Raw genomic sequence first — 16,207 nt, forward strand, 5'->3', positions numbered from 1 at the left:
GCCGAGACCGACCTCAATGCCAGCCGCAAGGAAGGCAAAATGGTCCTCAAGCCCCAAAAGAAAGATGAGGACGACGAGGAGGATGAAGACGAGGGGTGAGTTGCGGTACATTTCCCCTGATTTCGGCTTTTCAATTAGTGATCACCCACATGCGCCGCTGTGCCCAGCTAATAGTTGGGCACAGCGGCTTTGATCGTTTATAATTCCAATGCTAACAGCAGATCACGCAGGACGGCCGCTATCAATTCCACGTGCGCGCAGCAGGCAGGATCTCTTGATTTTTCGCGCTGACAGGCGCAATTCTGAATTCTCATCCCAAATACAATTCACATAAAATGTTACGCAATTTCCCTCCTGCCGATGTCACTTGTTCCCATAGGGTGCGCGACTATTTCATAGCAGGCCTGACCTTTTTCTGCGTAGCGATCAGTCTGGTAATGGATGCCAGCGGAAGCATGGAGCAACAGAATTTCATGGGTGTTATCGCCTGGACATTTCTACTGGGACTGCTCTTTGGAGAAAATAAAGAAGTACGGATGCAGGTGATCATAGCGGTGGCATTTGCCACGTTGGGCGAGCATTTCGCTTCGATCTACATGGGCGGATATACCTATCGGTTCGGGAACGTCCCGGCCTATGTACCGCCAGGCCACGGAATGGTTTATTTAACGGCTGTTGCGCTTGCGCGTTCCGGATTTTTTCTGAAATATGCCCGAAAAATAGCTGCGTTTGTCGTACTGGTGTGCGGCACCTGGTCGCTCTGGGGGATTAGCGGCTATCCCGCTCAGGGCGATCAGGTGGGTGCGATTTTATTCTGTGTTTTTCTTATCTACCTGTTTAAAGGCCGCTCGCCAATGGTTTATCTCGCCGCCTTCTTCATTACCACTTGGCTGGAACTAATTGGTACAGCAGCCGGAACATGGCAGTGGGCAACCATAGAACCCATTTTTGCATTGTCCCAGGGAAATCCGCCCAGCGGTGTTGCAGCGTGGTATTGCCTGGTCGATGCGGTGGCTATTGGCGGGGCGCCCCCATTATTAAGGGCTCTGAAAAAAGGTGGGGAGTGGTTTAGAACTGAAAAGCCAGAGAAAAATATCCATCAGGGCGTAAGAAATGATTAGGCTGGCTTGATACAAGTTGTTGTTATGGCGATATTTTCATATGATGCCCGCCCATAGGTCGCGGCATATTCTTCCGGTCCCAGCTGCAACCTGCAGCGGTGTTCTTTGTCTTACACAATCCCTCCTTATTAATTTTGTCTGGACCGGTCCCAACAGGTGTTGGCAGACGGTTTGGAGTAATTATGTCATTTGATCAACTCAACCTATCTACCGAGATCCTGCGCGCTATTGCGGATCAAGGCTACACAGAACCCACTCCCATTCAGGCACAGGCAATTCCGCCGATCCTCGAGGGCAAGGACATCATGGGAGGGGCGCAAACCGGCACCGGCAAAACCGCCGGCTTTACGCTCCCGATGCTGAATCGATTGCAGCACCATGCCAATACCAGTGTGTCACCCGCCAAACACCCGATTCGTGCGTTGATCCTGGTTCCCACGCGGGAATTGGCGGCGCAGGTGCATGAAAGTGTCAAAACCTACGGAAAATACCTGCCGCTCAAATGCGCGGTAGTTTACGGAGGCGTGAATATTGATCCCCAGGTAAAAGAGCTGCGCGCGGGTGTCGAGATCCTGGTGGCGACCCCTGGACGGCTGCTGGATCATATTGAGCAGAAAACAGCGAGTCTTTCCAAGATCGAGATTTTGATACTGGATGAAGCTGACCGCATGCTGGACATGGGTTTCATGCCTGACATAAAGCGCATCCTTGCACTGATACCACCGCAGCGCCAGAGTCTGATGTTTTCTGCCACTTTTTCCGACGAAATCAAAAAACTGGCGGATAAGCTATTAAAACAACCGGTATTAATCGAAGTGGCACGGCGCAACTCCATTGCCGAATTAGTGACGCACGTCGTGCACCCAGTTGATCGCGAGCGTAAACGCGAACTGCTCACACATCTCATCAAGTCGCAAGATCTGAAACAGGTGCTGGTATTTGTGCGTACCAAGCATGGCGCCAGCCGCCTGGCTCAGCAACTGGAACGCGATGGCATCACCGCAACCGCGATTCATGGCGACAAGAGTCAGCCTCAACGCACGCAAGCGCTGGCGGAATTCAAACAGGGAGTAGTACGGGTTCTGGTGGCGACTGACGTCGCCGCACGGGGACTGGACATTGAAGACCTGCCGCATGTCGTCAATTTTGAATTGCCCACGACGCCGGAAGATTATGTCCATCGAATCGGCCGCACCGGCCGGGCCGGCGCCAAGGGCGACGCAATTTCACTGGTATGCGAGGATGAGAATGAATTGCTCGAAGGTATTCAGAAACTTCTAAAAATCAAGCTTAATGCAGAGGTGGTGGCAGGATTCGAGGCGGAAGCGCCGCACCACCCAAAAGGGTCGGTGGATGCCCGTCACCGGCTCAAACGGAACGAACTCGCGAAGCCAGAGCATAAGGCATCGTTCGAATCCCATCGGCGTCTTAACGAAGGATATCCGACTTCTCGCTCCAAGGATCCCAAGAAATATGAAGGACAGGGGGAGTACAGACGCGTACAGGGAGGGCGAGCTAAACCGCCAGAAGATCCCTTATTCACGCAGCCCTATATACCATCGGTAAAATCCTCGGATACACCCTCTGCATCCCCCAATGCGACGGCATCCTCTTCCCCCCGCCGGGGGCAACAAAATAAACCCCTGCCTGCGCTATTCATGCCGCGAGTTTCCAAACCCAAGCAGGATGAATAGTGGAAGTGGATGAAGGAGCTGGATCTATCTGCCGCGACCTATGATTCCGCAATAGAACTTACGAATGGGTAACAGGCTAACAAAAATCTACACTCGCACGGGCGACGACGGCACCACGGGCCTGGGCGATGGCACGCGATCCGCCAAGGAAAGCTTACGTATCGAGGCTATTGGCACCGTGGATGAGCTTAACAGTTGTATCGGCGTACTGCTTGCGGAAAGTCTCGAGGAGGGAATGCGCCTCAAGCTGGAAAATATCCAGCACGACCTATTCGACCTGGGAGGCGATTTAAGCATTCCCGGGCGCGTCAGTATGAACGAAGCGCATGTCAGGCGACTGGAAAAACAACTCGATGAATATAATCTCACGCTGCCCGCGCTGAAGGAATTCATACTTCCCGGCGGCGCTCGCGCAGCCGCCCTCTGTCACGTCGCGCGTGCCGTCTGCCGCCGCGCGGAGAGAGATGTGGTCAGGATAGCTCGAGGCGAGGCGATGATCCCGTTTCACGTCCAGTATCTCAACCGCCTGTCGGATTTTTTGTTCGTATTAAGCCGTGTCCTGAACCGTCAGCACGAGGTGGAAGACGTGCTATGGCAGCCTGGAAAGAATCTCGATCCGGCCTAGCCAGGACGTTTCATCGATGGGTGCGCGTTCCCTCGCCGGCTTGATATCGTCTGCGTGCGTTATTCCTTGCGTCGGAAACTATCGACTATCAGCAGCATCGCCCCGATAAAAATCGCGGAATCCGCCACATTGAACGCGGGCCAGTGATAGCCGCCAACGTGGAAATCCAGAAAATCCACCACGTGGCCCAGCATGATGCGATCCCATAGATTACCCAGCGCCCCGCCCAGCACCAGACTCAGCGCAATACAAAATAGCTTTTCTGCCGCGTGCTTGCGCAGCAGATAAACAATCAGCACCGAAGCCCCCGCCGCTATCGCGCTGAAAAACCAGCGCTGCCAACCGGCGGCATCGCTCAAGAAGCTGAATGCGGCGCCTGCGTTATAGGCCAGCACCAGGTTGAAAAAACGGGTCAGCGGAATGTGTTCGCCGTAGAGCAAAGCGGATTCCACCCAGCGTTTGGTGGCAAAATCCAGCACCAGCACGACTGCCGCCAGGATAAGACCGACTTGAAGTTTCATCTTGGCTTTAGGACCATTCAGGCATATCGGCGCGCTTCGCCCACACCAAAAAGGTTGGACACGCAGCGGCCGCAGATCGTGGGGTGGACGGAATCGACCCCCACATCCTGGCGATAATGCCAGCACCGTTCGCATTTCGGATGAATGCATGGGATGACAGAAACTTCCGCTTTCTGATTCGTCTCCGATCTGATCACCCGTGCTTCGGAGGTGACGATTACGAGTCGAAGATCGTCACCCAACGAATCCAGCAGCAGAAAATCTTCTCCGCCGATCTGAATCTCGACTGCGGCGGCGAGCGACGAGCCGATTTCACCCCGGCCGCGCGAGTCCTCCAATTGTCTTTGCACGAGCGAGCGCAGTTCGCGCAGCCGGGCCCAGCGCCGTATCAATGCCGTTTCTTCCGGTTGCGACGGGAATTCGTGCCACGTGTGCAGCAGAACACTGTCGGCAGTGTTGCCTGTCAAATGCTCCCACACCTCTTCAGCGGTAAAGCTGAGAATGGGCGCAAACAGGCGCACCAAGCTGTGGGCGATATGATACAGGGCACTTTGCGCCGAACGGCGCGGGATACCCTTGGCGGCAGCGGTATATAGCCGGTCCTTGAGAATATCCAGATAGAAGCCGCCCAAATCCTCCGAACAGAAGTTATGCAGCCGGTGCACCGCCAAGTGGAATTCGTAACGCTGATAACACTGGATCAACTCCTCCTGAAGCGTCCGCGTAAAAGCCAGCATATAGCGGTCTATCTCCAGCCATTGTTCCACTTCCACCGCATCCGTAGCCGGATCGAAATCCGCCAGATTCGCGAGAAGAAAACGCAGTGTATTGCGGATGCGCCGATAACTCTCCACCACCCGCTTCAGGATTTCGTCCGAAATGGAAAGTTCTCCGGAATAGTCGGTGGATGCTACCCATAGCCGCAGGATATCCGCCCCGGAGGTATCCATTACCTTTTGCGGAGCAATGACATTGCCTTTGGATTTGCTCATCTTGTGACCATGGCCATCCACCACGAAACCGTGGGTGAGCAGTGCGTCATAAGGTGCGCGTCTATCAATCACGCAACCTGTCAGAAGCGAGGACTGGAACCATCCGCGATGCTGGTCGGAGCCCTCTAGATAAAGATCGGCCGGATATTTGAGCTGGGCGTCTGGCTTCAGAACCGTATCATGCGTGGTCCCGGAATCAAACCACACATCCAGCGTATCCGGAAGCTTCTTGTAGTCGTGCGCTTCTTCACCCAGCAACTCCGCCGCATCCAGGCTGAACCATGCCTCTATCCCATGCTGTTCAACGCGCTGTGCCACCTGCTCCAGTAATTCTTCGGTGCGGGGATGCAAAACCCCTGTTTCCTTATGCACGAAAAATGCCATCGGCACGCCCCAGTACCGTTGCCGCGACACGCACCAGTCGGGCCGGTTCCTGATCATCGCTTCCAGGCGAGCCCTGCCCCATGCGGGATAAAACTGCGTAGCCTCCACGGCATTCAGGGCAAGTTCCCGCAACGTTTTTTCCCGATTAAAATTCCCCGCCGAATTATCCTGACTCATACCGATGAACCACTGTGGCGTGGACCGAAAAATGATCGGCGTTTTGTGCCGCCAGCAGTGCGGATAGCTATGCTGGATCTTTTCCATGTGCAGCAGGTGCTCGCTGGCTCGCAGCGTGTCGATCACCACATCGTTGGCTTTCCATACAAACAATCCGCCGACAACCGGTGTGGCGGCGATGAATTTTCCATCGTCATCCACCGGACTATCATTGGAAAGGCCATATTTTTGACCGATAAAATAATCGTCCAGCCCATGCGCGGGCGCCGTATGCACCAGGCCCGTCCCAGCTTCCAGGGTTACGTGCCCGCCACAGATAATGGGTACCTTCTGCCCGTTGAAGGGATGATTCAATAGGATGTTTTCCAGCGCGGTACCCTTACACGTCGCGAGCGTTTTGCCGCGCAGCCCATAGCGCTCAAGACACGCTTGCGCCAGATCGGCGGCCAATATGAGCAACCCGCGAGGTGTTTCCACCAGCGCATAATCAAAATCGGGATGCACCGATACGGCCTGATTGGCCGGTAGCGTCCATGGCGTGGTAGTCCATATCACCGCATATACCTTGGCGCTCTCCGGCAGGGATATGTCAAAAGCCGCCGCTAACGGAACTTGGGGAACATCCCCGGTATCCTTCGTGCGGGGACCCATGACCTCAAAGCCGACGTCTATTGCCGGCGATGTCTTGTCTTCATATTCGACCTCCGCCTCCGCCAGTGCGGAGCCGCAATCGATGCACCAATTGACGGGCTTCTGCCCTTGATACAGATGTCCGCTCTTTTGAACTTTTCCAAGCGCGCGGATAATGCCCGCCTCGGTGCGGTAATTCATGGTGAGATAAGGATTATCCCAATCGCCTAATATGCCAAGGCGGATAAAATCCGCTTTCTGCCGTGCCACCTGTTCTTGTGCGAAAGCGCGGCATAGCGCGCGTACCTTATCCGCAGGCAGATTTTTGCCATGTTTTTTCTCAATCTGGTGCTCGATCGGCAACCCGTGACAATCCCAGCCCGGCACATAAGGGGCATCGAAGCCCGCCAGCGTCTTGGCTTTGACGATAATATCCTTGAGGATTTTATTGACCGCATGGCCGATATGTATGTCGCCGTTGGCATAAGGCGGGCCGTCATGCAGCACGAATTTGGGCCGTCCCCGGCAAACATCGCGGATTCTCTGATAAAGCTTCTTCTCCTGCCAGGCTTTGAGCATGGCGGGTTCGCGCTTGGCGAGATCGCCGCGCATGGGAAAAGGCGTATCGGGCAGGTTGAGTGTCTTTTTATAATCGGTCATGGAATATAGACAATATCAGTTCGATCTATGTAAAAGTTTTTTAATTCCCGCAGAAAACGCACGCGCGCACTATGCAAAGTAGCGCTTTGCCTGCTCCACGTCTTGCGCAATCCGCCGGGTAAGCGTTTCCAGATCGGGAAATTTTTCCTCATCCCGCAGTTTGTTCAGAAAATATACATGCATATGACGGCCGTAAATTTCCTGATCGAAATCGAACAAATGGACTTCTAGCACTGGTTTGCCGTTCTCATGCACGGTCGGGCGTACGCCCAGGCTGGCTACACCCCTGATCGCTTCCGGCAAAGATGAAGCCGGGGCGTCATGGACTCCTACTTCGACTTCTACCACGAAGATACCCGAGAGCGGAGGCCGATTGTGTTTCAATTGAATGTTGGCGGTGGGGAACCCCAGTTTCTTGCCAAGCTTGTCTCCACTCACCACCCGTCCGCTGATACCGTAGGGCCGCCCCAGCAGACGCCTGACAAGATCCAGATCGCCATCCGCCAATGCTTCTCGAACCGCCGTGCTCGAAACTCGCAAACCATCCACGACGTAGGCGGGCATTTCTTCCACCTCGAAACCGCATTCGGCGGAAAACGCTTTCAGCATGGCGAAATCACCGGCCCGGCGTGCACCAAAACGAAAATCGTCACCTACCAGAATCCACCTGACGGCAAGCCCGCGCTGCAGGATGCGGACAATGAAATCTTCCGCGCTGATCCGGGCGAAATCAAAATTGAAGCGGCATACCTGCACCCGATCCACACCCGCCGCCGCCAGCAATTCCAACTTCTCCCGCAGGCTGGTAAGCCGCGTGGGCGCTTGATCCGGCGCGAAGAATTCGCGCGGATGCGGTTCGAAAATCATCACACAAGTGGTAAGATCGAGCCGGCTAGCCGCCTCTTTCAAACGGATAAGCATCGCCTGATGACCCAGATGCACCCCATCGAAATTGCCTATGGTCAGCGCAATGGGCCCTTCTGCCTGAACGGGAATGCCTCGGGAAACACGCATGACAAGATGCTACTAAAAGCCTGAATTGTAGCCTGTCGCGGGCAAGCGGGTCTATATGGCGCTTATTATAAATAACGAATCATGTGTTCCGATATGGACGAGCCTCAATACCCGGTACTGGAGCTCATATAGGGGGAGCCTTCGCTTCCTTCGTTAGGCCGTTCCGTGGTGTGTGCTTGTGTTCCCATGAGTTTTGCGCTGTGCTAGAATTGCGCACTTCCAAAGCATGATCGTATCCGCTGCAGGAGTAGGTAAATTTCATACTGCGTATTCAGGATGAGTAGCTTCTGAAGACGAGGTCCTTATGCCACAGGATGAATGGGCTTCAAGTGGTCGGGGTGCCCAGTCGGTAGAACAGAGGACTGGCAACATGCCTCGGCATGTATCATGGCGAGGTCTGTTGTAGTGAAGGCTAACGTGACCTTGGGCACGTTAAGTCCGGTGTACCGGACGGCCGGAGCTAAAATCCTTGTACTGGAAAGTAGTAAATATGTTTCAAGTGGCCAAGTAGCTCAGTCGGTAGAGCAGAGGACTGAAAATCCTTGTGTCGGTGGTTCGATTCCGCCCTTGGCCACCAAAAGATAATTCCCCCCCGTCCTCGCTGTTGCACTGCGGCCTTTCTGCGCTGGCCTGTGCGTCCTTTGTGCAGCTGTTGCCACGTCCTTTGTCCGTGGGGCCGTATCATGCTCGCCAGCGGACGCTATGCCATGTTTGATGACGGCATGGGGTTCAGCTGGGTGCCGTGGAAGCCGATTGTAGAAGAATGGCTTGGGAAGGTGCTTACCGCAAGCGTGAGCGTGAACGGTAGCAGTGCTTCTTGGATCGTCGGGCGACATCGGTCTAGAACCGTTGACTAGACTACTCTGACCGTGCGTACTGGCTCGGCGGTTGCCCGACATGCCTGCTGAACGCAACGCTGAATGTGCTTGTCGATCCGTAGCCCACACGTTCAGCGACCTCGGAAACCGCCAGCTCGTTGTTGCCAAGTAGCTCCTTGGCGATCTCCATTCGCCATGCAAGCAGGTACTCCATCGGCGCCACCCCTACCCTGCGTGTGAAGCGCTCAAAGAATGCGGAACGGGAAAGGGCTGCGATCCTCGCCAACTGATCAACGGTCCAGGAATGATCGATACGCGCATGCATCTGCTTCAACGCACGCGCAAGTCGCTCATCCCCCAAGCCTCGCAACAAGCCGGGAGGAGCATTCTCGGCCGCTGCCGAGCGCATTGCTTCCACGAGCAGCAGTTCTACCAGTCGTGACAGCACGAACTCGCTGCCCGGCTTTTGATCCGCAGATTCTTCGCCCACCATTTGCACGAGCTGCGACAAGCGAACCGAATCACGGACATGAACCACCTTGGGCAGCAGGGAAACCAGCAGCCCCGGATCGGAGCAATCGAAAAGGAAAGAGCCTCCCAGTGAGCGCATGTCCGGGGGGTCTTCTGGCTCGCCGTAGCGTAGCTCACTGTGGACGTTCGCAACTTTGTTGGGGTCCAAATAGACCAGGGGTGCCGGCACGAAGCTGGATATGGTGAAGGCTGGTGTTGTGGGCAGCAGGATGAAATCACCTGCGCTGATGGTGATGGGCTCATGCCCGTCAACCGTCAGCAGGCAGCTTCCATCCAGCACGATGCAGAAACTGGGCAGGCCATACTCGGAATAGCGCACAGCCCAGTTTCCTTTGCCACTGATGATGTTGGCAAAGGCCGCGCGTGGACGGAGTAGGCGAACTACCTCAGAAAGCGGATCGCTCATTTCTGGACTCCCACTAAATAAATTAGGATTTTATATCATTGATCATCCTGAAATGTTCATCTATTGTTCTCTCCGTGTCAACTCATACCTTGGAGATAGAAATGAAGACTGTACTGATCACCGGCTGCTCTTCCGGCTATGGCCTGGAGACCGCTCGCTACTTCCTCGCGCAAGGCTGGAAAGTCATTGCAACGATGCGCACACCGCGGAACGAACTGTTCCCCGCATCCAACAATCTGCGTGTCTTGGCGCTGGATGTGACCCAACCTGACAGTATCGTGCGCGCCTTGGACGCCGCCGGCCTCATCGACGTGCTGGTGAACAACGCCGGGATCGGACTGCTCGGCGCGTTTGAGGCCACGCCCATGTCCACCGTGCGCGACATCTTCGAGACCAACACGTTCGGTGTCATGGCCATGTGTCAAGCGATCATTCCGCAGTTCCGGGCGCGCCGGGCAGGCACCATCGTGAATGTGACTTCAAGTGCCACGCTGGCCCCGTTCCCCTTGGTAGCCTGCTATACGGCCAGCAAGACGGCTATCGAAGGGTTCACTGCTTCACTGGAACTCGAACTCAAGGACTTTGAAGTGCGAGTCAAACTGGTGGAGCCCGGTTACGGCCCCACGACCAGCTTCACCTCCAATGGCCAGCAGCGCATGCAGGGCCTGATTCCCCAAGCCTACGAACCATTCGCCCACAGCGTCTTTGCCGGGTATGCCAAAGTCACTGCGGTGACCAAGGAAACCGATGTGGCCGAAACCGTGTTGAAGGCAGCGAGTGACGTTTCCAGTCAACTCCGCTTCCCTGCGGGTGCCGACGCTCTGGCGCTTGCGTAACCGGCGCAATCAGAAGCCAAATCGCCTTTCTCTGATGCATCACGGCGCAGTGAGCGTCTCCAGCCGTCAAGTCGAAGGGCTTGCCTCAGAAACTTCGACTAGTGAGAACCACCGCATGCGCGTGTTCGCTCGTTTATATCGAAAAAGGCAAGGCCGAAGGCGCACGTCTCGTGGTTGGCGGCGGCAAGTCGCAGCGCTTCGTGAAGGGCTACTGCATCGAACCGACTCTCTTAGCCGATGTCGATAACAGGATGACGATTGCGCAGGAACAGATTTTCCGTCCGGTGCTTGTCGTCATTCCGTTCGACGATGACGCTGAATTACTGGGCAAGGATTGACGGTGGATGCGGACGCATGGACTATATGGAACACGGCTGATCGAAGGTGCCTATGAGTAGCCACGTCGCATTTCGTCCGCTCCGATATTACTTGGAAATAGAGTTTACGGCGGAAAAAGAATTAGCCAGTTGACATTTTGCCGGCTGTTTCCGAAACATTTATAACAAACGAAACACTTTCATGCCCATTTCCAGCTCCATCTCATCCATCCCCGACCGACCCCTACGCGGTCTGCTGCTGCTCCTTGCAACCGTCGCAGGCTTCGCAATCGCCAATATCTATTACAACCAGCCGCTTCTCGACAGCTTCCGTCAATCGTTTCCACAAAATGCGTCATGGATCGGTGCGGTACCAGCCGTAACCCAGTTCGGCTTCGCTGGCGGCATGCTGCTGCTTTCTCCGCTCGGCGATCGTATCGATCGGCGCCGTCTGATCTTGTTACAGATCGGGGCATTTGCGTCGCGTTGCTCGCAGCCGCCACTGCGCCTACATTGTCTATGCTGATCGGCGCGAGCCTCGCAATCGGAGTACTTGCCACCATGGCGCAACAAGCCGGTCCGTTCGCCGCCGAACTTACGCCACCCGCGCAACGCGGTCATGCGATTGGCACCGTAATGAGCGGCCTAGTACTTGGCATCCTGCTAGCGCGCACGGCGGCAGGTCTCGTCGCCGAGTATTTCGGCTGGCGCATGGTATTCGCTGTATCCGTCGTCACGATGGTCGCTTTGGCTGTTTTGATTGCCACGCGCCTGCCGCACAGCAAGCCGACTTCGACGCTTCCATACGGCAAGCTTCTGGGCTCCTTGTGGCACCTCGCCGTCGAACTACGCGAACTGCGCGAAGCAGCGCTCACAGGTGCCGCGCTATTCGCGGCCTTCAGCGTTTTCTGGACCGTACTTTCGCTGCTTCTGGCTGGGGCACCATTTCATCTCGGACCCCAGGTGGCGGGACTGTTCGGCGTCATCGGCGTAACAGGTGCGCTCGCCGCACCGTGGGCCGATAAGTTTGCAGACAGACGAGGACCGCGTTCGGTCATCTCACTGTCAATTGGTCTCATCGCCATGTCATTCATCGTGTTTGGCTTCTCCGGCGCGAGTATTGCAGGCCTCGTAATCGGGGTAATTATGCTGGATATCGGCTTACAGGCTGCACAGGTTTCGAATCAGTCGCGCATTTTTGCACTCAAACCGGAAGCGCGCAGCCGCGTGAATACGGTGTATATGGTGTGTTACTTCATTGGTGGAGCCGCAGGGTCAGCGGCAGGTGCAGGTGCGTGGCATGCATTCGGCTGGACTGGTGCATGCATTACTGGATTACTTTTCTCCTCGCTTTCGGGGTGGAGTCACGCGCGCCGCCGTCAGTATGCGGAAGCAGTATCCTGAGAGAAGATCTTGTTAATTCGGCTGGCGTGATATTGCCACGCGAGCTATGGGATTTGGCCCCTGTAAAAACACGGTTCGCGCTTTAAAGCACGTTAAGCCGCCGCGGCGAAGTCATGTACGGGCCCGAAGCGGCCAGAAACTGGTCTGGTCCGAGGTCAGAACTGTGAAGTGAAGCAGAATACGTACGCGAAACCAAGATGTTGATTCATGACACGATTGAGTTCGACGATGAGACATGTGAAGATTCCATTGAAACGTTTCGGCCAGTCTGATGGGATCGCGGCAGTGATTGAATTTCCGCAGGGCCTGAGGCTAGCTTCATGGTAGGCCAGATCATCAGCCCCCAACGGAGGGATTGCCATCTGACTTGCCACATCCAAACCTGAAGTGTTGAAGCTTTCTTCAAGAAAAAGGATGATACGAAATGATTATTAATCCAATTATATGGCCCACTGCGCAAGATGCGCAGCCTGCCTGACATTTGACATGGATGTAGACGATTGGCCGCAGGCTCAGAGCGGAAACGTAACGGCGAATAATGAAAATCGATCGCCACAATTCTTTCGTCATCGCTAGTTGCCAGCTACCCAGACGATGAGATTCCTCATCCATATTTTTTTTCTCTGCCTGCTGTTCGCTATACCCCATGTTGCGCAAAGCAAAGAAGCAGATCCTTCGAAGGTAGCTCGATCCATCAATGAACTCCGACAGGAACTCGAAAAGATCCTTGAAGAGACACGCACGCCAGGGCTGTCGGTCGCGATCGTACGTGGCGACGGTCCGGAGTGGATTGCAGGCCTTGGCAAAGCTGATGTGTCCAACAACCGGCCAGCAACGGCGGAAACGCTGTTTCGTATTGGTTCCGTTTCCAAAGCATTTGTCTCGCTATCGATTCTCAAGTTAGTCAATGAGAAAAAACTTTCCCTGACGGACTCCGTGCATAAGTTGGTTCCCGAAGTGTGGTTCGAGAATCAATGGGAAGCGGCCCACCCGGTACGTGTCGTCGATTTGCTGGAGCATACTACCGGTTGGGACAATATGCATTTGCGCGAATATGCGAAAGACGCCTCAAAGCTTGGTTTGCGCGAAGCGCTTGATTATGGCCGCCGCTCACGAGTCTCCCGTTGGCCACCGGGCACCCGCATGGCATATAACAACTCAGGGCCCGCTGTTGCCGCTTACATTGTCGAGAAACTCACGGGACAGCGATTCGAAGATTTTGTCGCGCAAAACTTCTTCAGCCCTATCGGCATGAAAACAGCGACATATTTTCCACCCGCAGCAGCGATACTCACGGCGCTCTATCATCTCGATGGCAAAACGCCCTATCCCTACTGGAACATTCTCTACCGTCCATCCGGCGCGATAAATGCTTCCGCCAACGACATGGCGGCTTACCTCTCGTTTTACCTTCACCGAGGTACCGTAAATGGCATGCAGGTGATGCCGGCCACTTCCATTGATCGTATGGAGATTCCAACGCGCACCTGGGCAGCCCGGGAGGGGCTCAAAAACGGATACGGACTCGGCAGCTACTCCAGCATCCAGGACGGATTCGTTTATCACGGGCACAACGGCGGTGTCGATGGCGGCTTAACAGAATTGGCCTATTTACGAAATTCTGGCGTAGGCTATTTCTACAGTATCAACACGGGCAATGCTGACGCTGCCATGAGGATCGGTAAAGCTATTCAGGCCTATATCACGCGGGATTTGCAGAAACCACCTTTGCCCGCAGTTGCCTCTCTTCCTGCGAATGCCAGTTCGTATGTAGGCTGGTACATGCCCGACTCGCCAAGCGAACAGATGGGCTACTTTACCGAGCGTCTGATGGGTATGACTCATGTCGGCGTTGAGAATGGCAGGCTACTTCTGACTTCGCTGACAGGACCCAATCGGGTCTTGGTCCCCGTTGCCGGCATGCAATTTCGCCAGCTCTCGGACCCGATTGCCACCGCCAAATTACTAACGCCGAATGGAGAAGGAGAATTCATTCAGTTATACGGGGGAACGATGACGATGAAGCGCATCCCTACCTGGATTGCCATCACCGAAATCGTACTTGCAGTATGGATTGCATGGGCCTGGATTTCGGTGATCATCTATGCGCCTTTCTGGTTGCTGGGAAGCATCCGAAAGAACTTTTTTCGACCGGCAGAGCGCGTTATTCTTGGCTTTCCGTTGCTTGCCGTGTTGAGTGTCGTAATAGCCGTTGCCATGGCCCTTCTCGTCAGAAGCGACGCTAACGCCACATTGCTTTTAGGAAATCTGACTGTCTGGTCTGGCGGTTTTTTCCTGGCAACTGTTGTATTTGCCATCGCTTCCCTCACAAGCGGTCTTGTCTTGTGGCGTGTGCCAAAACAGGGAATTCGCAAGGCTGTCCGCTGGTATTCAATATCAGCTATCTCGGCGATGCTGGTTTCGACCGCATACCTTGCCTATTGGGGCGTTATCGGCCTGCGCACATGGGCGTAGAAGCACTTGTTATGATGTGCAGACAGGTAGGCTGACATTGAATATATCTCACCCCTCAAGCTCATTCCGTCAGCTTTTTCTTCAATATCTCATTCACCTGCGCCGGATTGGCCTTGCCTTTGGCGGCCTTCATCACCTGCCCGACGAGGGCATTGAAGGCTTTTTCCCTGCCTGCCTTGAATTCTTCCACGGATTTCGCATTCGCGGCGATCACCTCGCCGACCAATTTTTCCAGCTCACCCGAATCGGAGATCTGTTTCAATCCTTGCGATTCGATGATCTGGTCGGCAAGATTTATATCCGGCCCCGGATCGCTGTGCTTCCATGCTACGGGCTGAGCGCTTGCCTTGACCCACATTTGTTTGAATACTTCTTTGGCGATCTTGCCGGAGATGGTGCCATCCTTGATGCGCGTCAGAAGCTGCGCCAGTTGCGCCGGGAATAACGGACAACTATCAAAAAACTTTCCTTCCTCATTCAGATAACCGGAGATGTCGCCCATTACCCAGTTTGCACAAAGTTTCGGATCGGATGGAAGTTTTTCAACTACCGCTTCGTAGTATTCCACAATTTCTCGATCGCCGGTCAGAGCCGCCGCGTCATAGGTGGAAAGCCCATAGTCGCGCTCAAGGCGGGCCCGCATTTGCTGCGGCAATTCGGGCAGCCCACGCCGCACCTGCGCGATCCAGTCTTCCCCGATTTCCAGCGGCAATAAATCCGGATCAGGGAAGTAGCGGTAATCCTGCGCATCTTCCTTGCTGCGCATGGCGCGGGTTTCATCCTTATCCGAATCGTAGAGCCGGGTTTGCTGTTGTATGGTTCCGCCATCCTCAAGGACTTCTATCTGCCGTCTGGCCTCGTAATCAATCGCTTTTTCAAGAAAGCGGAACGAGTTGAGGTTTTTTATCTCGCAGCGGGTGCCGAGTTTGTCTGATCCCTTTGGACGAACGGACACATTGGCATCGCAGCGGAACGACCCTTCCTGCATGTTGCCGTCGCAGATGCCGATCCAGCGCACCAGCGAATGCAGTGTCTTGGCATAGGCAACCGCTTCCGCGCTGCTGCGCATATCCGGCTCGGAAACGATCTCCAGCAGGGGCGTGCCGGCACGATTCAGATCGATGCCGGTCATGCCATGAAAGTCCTCATGGAGTGACTTGCCCGCATCCTCTTCCAGATGCGCACGGGTGAGGCGAACGACTCTTTCAACCTCGCCAGATTGAATCTTGATACTGCCGCCTTCAACCACCGGTAATTCGTACTGGCTGATCTGGTAACCTTTGGGCAAATCGGGATAGAAATAATTCTTCCGCGCAAAAATTGAGGGTGAATTGATTTTGCCACCCACCGCCAGACCCAGTTTGATCGCCCGCTCCACCGCACCACGATTCAATACCGGCAGCACACCCGGCAACGCAAGATCGACCGCGCAAGCCTCGGTGTTGGGGGCCGCGCCAAATGCGGTCGAGGCGCCGGAGAATATTTTTGATTGGGTCGAGAGCTGGGTATGCACTTCCAGACCGACAACGATTTCCCATTGCATTGCGAGTATCCTTTTCTTATCTGACGACGCTAACCCCGACGCCCGGAGAAATTGGAGCA

13 protein-coding genes, 1 tRNA gene and 1 pseudogene are annotated in these 16,207 nt (G+C 54.9%); 10 read left to right on the top strand and 5 right to left on the bottom strand.

Going from position 1 to position 16,207, the window contains the following annotated elements:
• Window positions 1-335 precede the first annotated feature (335 nt).
• The 3 genes from SQ11_RS04405 (at window position 336) to SQ11_RS04415 (ending at window position 3,440) form a co-directional block, all read left to right on the top strand.
• Window positions 336-1,121, top strand: coding sequence for a hypothetical protein (locus SQ11_RS04405; protein WP_041512956.1), 786 nt, complete (start codon window positions 336-338; stop codon window positions 1,119-1,121).
• Window positions 1,122-1,303: 182 nt separating this feature from the next.
• Window positions 1,304-2,815: a DEAD/DEAH box helicase gene (locus tag SQ11_RS04410; RefSeq protein ID WP_041512957.1), complete on the top strand. Its 1,512-nt coding sequence runs from the start codon at window positions 1,304-1,306 to the stop codon at window positions 2,813-2,815.
• Between the two features lie 64 nt (window positions 2,816-2,879).
• Window positions 2,880-3,440, top strand: a complete 561-nt coding sequence (locus SQ11_RS04415) for a cob(I)yrinic acid a,c-diamide adenosyltransferase (protein ID WP_041512958.1) — start codon at window positions 2,880-2,882, stop codon at window positions 3,438-3,440.
• 59 nt (window positions 3,441-3,499) lie between these two features.
• Here SQ11_RS04415 and lspA read toward each other — a convergent pair whose 3' ends face one another.
• From lspA to SQ11_RS04430, 3 genes are all read right to left on the bottom strand, one after another.
• Window positions 3,500-3,961 (bottom strand): signal peptidase II, encoded by a 462-nt coding sequence (gene lspA, locus SQ11_RS04420; protein WP_041512959.1) that lies wholly within the window; start codon window positions 3,959-3,961, stop codon window positions 3,500-3,502.
• 17 nt (window positions 3,962-3,978) lie between these two features.
• A complete protein-coding gene (ileS, locus tag SQ11_RS04425; protein ID WP_041512960.1) occupies window positions 3,979-6,804 on the bottom strand; it encodes an isoleucine--tRNA ligase in 2,826 nt (941 codons plus the stop codon).
• A gap of 69 nt (window positions 6,805-6,873) precedes the next feature.
• On the bottom strand, window positions 6,874-7,818 hold the full coding sequence (locus SQ11_RS04430; protein WP_041512961.1) for a bifunctional riboflavin kinase/FAD synthetase: 945 nt from the start codon (window positions 7,816-7,818) through the stop codon (window positions 6,874-6,876).
• Window positions 7,819-8,319: 501 nt separating this feature from the next.
• Between SQ11_RS04430 and SQ11_RS04435 the strand changes: the two genes are divergently transcribed.
• Window positions 8,320-8,395: transfer RNA gene (locus SQ11_RS04435), tRNA-Phe, on the top strand.
• A 94-nt stretch (window positions 8,396-8,489) separates the two neighbouring features.
• Window positions 8,490-8,675 (top strand): annotated as a pseudogene (locus SQ11_RS16690) (DUF3363 domain-containing protein); the annotation flags it as partial.
• Window position 8,676: 1 nt separating this feature from the next.
• Here SQ11_RS16690 and SQ11_RS04440 read toward each other — a convergent pair.
• Entirely contained in the window at window positions 8,677-9,573 is an 897-nt protein-coding gene (locus SQ11_RS04440; RefSeq protein WP_041512962.1) for an AraC family transcriptional regulator, read from the bottom strand.
• Between the two features lie 101 nt (window positions 9,574-9,674).
• On the opposite strand from SQ11_RS04440, the gene SQ11_RS04445 reads away from it, so the two are divergent.
• The 5 genes from SQ11_RS04445 (at window position 9,675) to SQ11_RS04460 (ending at window position 14,605) form a co-directional block, all read left to right on the top strand.
• Entirely contained in the window at window positions 9,675-10,409 is a 735-nt protein-coding gene (locus SQ11_RS04445) for an SDR family oxidoreductase (protein WP_041512963.1), read from the top strand.
• Window positions 10,410-10,510: 101 nt separating this feature from the next.
• On the top strand, window positions 10,511-10,747 hold the full coding sequence (locus tag SQ11_RS04450; protein WP_041512964.1) for an aldehyde dehydrogenase family protein: 237 nt from the start codon (window positions 10,511-10,513) through the stop codon (window positions 10,745-10,747).
• Window positions 10,748-10,928: 181 nt separating this feature from the next.
• Entirely contained in the window at window positions 10,929-11,252 is a 324-nt protein-coding gene (locus SQ11_RS17485; protein ID WP_198140795.1) for a hypothetical protein, read from the top strand.
• The gene (locus SQ11_RS04455) at window positions 11,246-12,130 is read left to right on the top strand and encodes an MFS transporter (RefSeq protein WP_232297901.1); all 885 of its coding nucleotides are present in this window, start codon (window positions 11,246-11,248) and stop codon (window positions 12,128-12,130) included. The genes SQ11_RS17485 and SQ11_RS04455 overlap by 7 nt, the downstream gene beginning before the upstream one ends.
• 594 nt (window positions 12,131-12,724) lie before the next feature.
• The gene (locus SQ11_RS04460; RefSeq protein ID WP_041512965.1) at window positions 12,725-14,605 is read left to right on the top strand and encodes a serine hydrolase; all 1,881 of its coding nucleotides are present in this window, start codon (window positions 12,725-12,727) and stop codon (window positions 14,603-14,605) included.
• Window positions 14,606-14,666: 61 nt separating this feature from the next.
• Here SQ11_RS04460 and gatB read toward each other — a convergent pair whose 3' ends face one another.
• Complete coding sequence (gatB, locus tag SQ11_RS04465; protein WP_041512966.1) at window positions 14,667-16,148, bottom strand: Asp-tRNA(Asn)/Glu-tRNA(Gln) amidotransferase subunit GatB; 1,482 nt, start codon at window positions 16,146-16,148, stop codon at window positions 14,667-14,669.
• Window positions 16,149-16,207 lie beyond the last annotated feature (59 nt).

Source organism: Nitrosospira sp. NpAV (genome assembly GCF_000832065.1).
Classification (GTDB): Bacteria; Pseudomonadota; Gammaproteobacteria; order Burkholderiales; family Nitrosomonadaceae; genus Nitrosospira.

Excerpts from the sequence above, each read along its gene's own strand:
- SQ11_RS04430 (WP_041512961.1), bottom strand. The coding sequence starts at position 7,818 with ATGCGTGTTTCCCGAGGCATTCCCGTTCAGGCAGAAGGGCCCATTGCG.
- SQ11_RS04460 (WP_041512965.1), top strand. The coding sequence starts at position 12,725 with ATGAGATTCCTCATCCATATTTTTTTTCTCTGCCTGCTGTTCGCTATA.
- SQ11_RS04415 (WP_041512958.1), top strand. The coding sequence starts at position 2,880 with ATGGGTAACAGGCTAACAAAAATCTACACTCGCACGGGCGACGACGGC.
- ileS (WP_041512960.1), bottom strand. The coding sequence starts at position 6,804 with ATGACCGATTATAAAAAGACACTCAACCTGCCCGATACGCCTTTTCCC.
- SQ11_RS04405 (WP_041512956.1), top strand. The coding sequence starts at position 336 with ATGTTACGCAATTTCCCTCCTGCCGATGTCACTTGTTCCCATAGGGTG.
- lspA (WP_041512959.1), bottom strand. The coding sequence starts at position 3,961 with ATGAAACTTCAAGTCGGTCTTATCCTGGCGGCAGTCGTGCTGGTGCTG.
- SQ11_RS04440 (WP_041512962.1), bottom strand. The coding sequence starts at position 9,573 with ATGAGCGATCCGCTTTCTGAGGTAGTTCGCCTACTCCGTCCACGCGCG.
- SQ11_RS04410 (WP_041512957.1), top strand. The coding sequence starts at position 1,304 with ATGTCATTTGATCAACTCAACCTATCTACCGAGATCCTGCGCGCTATT.
- gatB (WP_041512966.1), bottom strand. The coding sequence starts at position 16,148 with ATGCAATGGGAAATCGTTGTCGGTCTGGAAGTGCATACCCAGCTCTCG.
- SQ11_RS04455 (WP_232297901.1), top strand. The coding sequence starts at position 11,246 with ATGCTGATCGGCGCGAGCCTCGCAATCGGAGTACTTGCCACCATGGCG.
- SQ11_RS17485 (WP_198140795.1), top strand. The coding sequence starts at position 10,929 with ATGCCCATTTCCAGCTCCATCTCATCCATCCCCGACCGACCCCTACGC.
- SQ11_RS04445 (WP_041512963.1), top strand. The coding sequence starts at position 9,675 with ATGAAGACTGTACTGATCACCGGCTGCTCTTCCGGCTATGGCCTGGAG.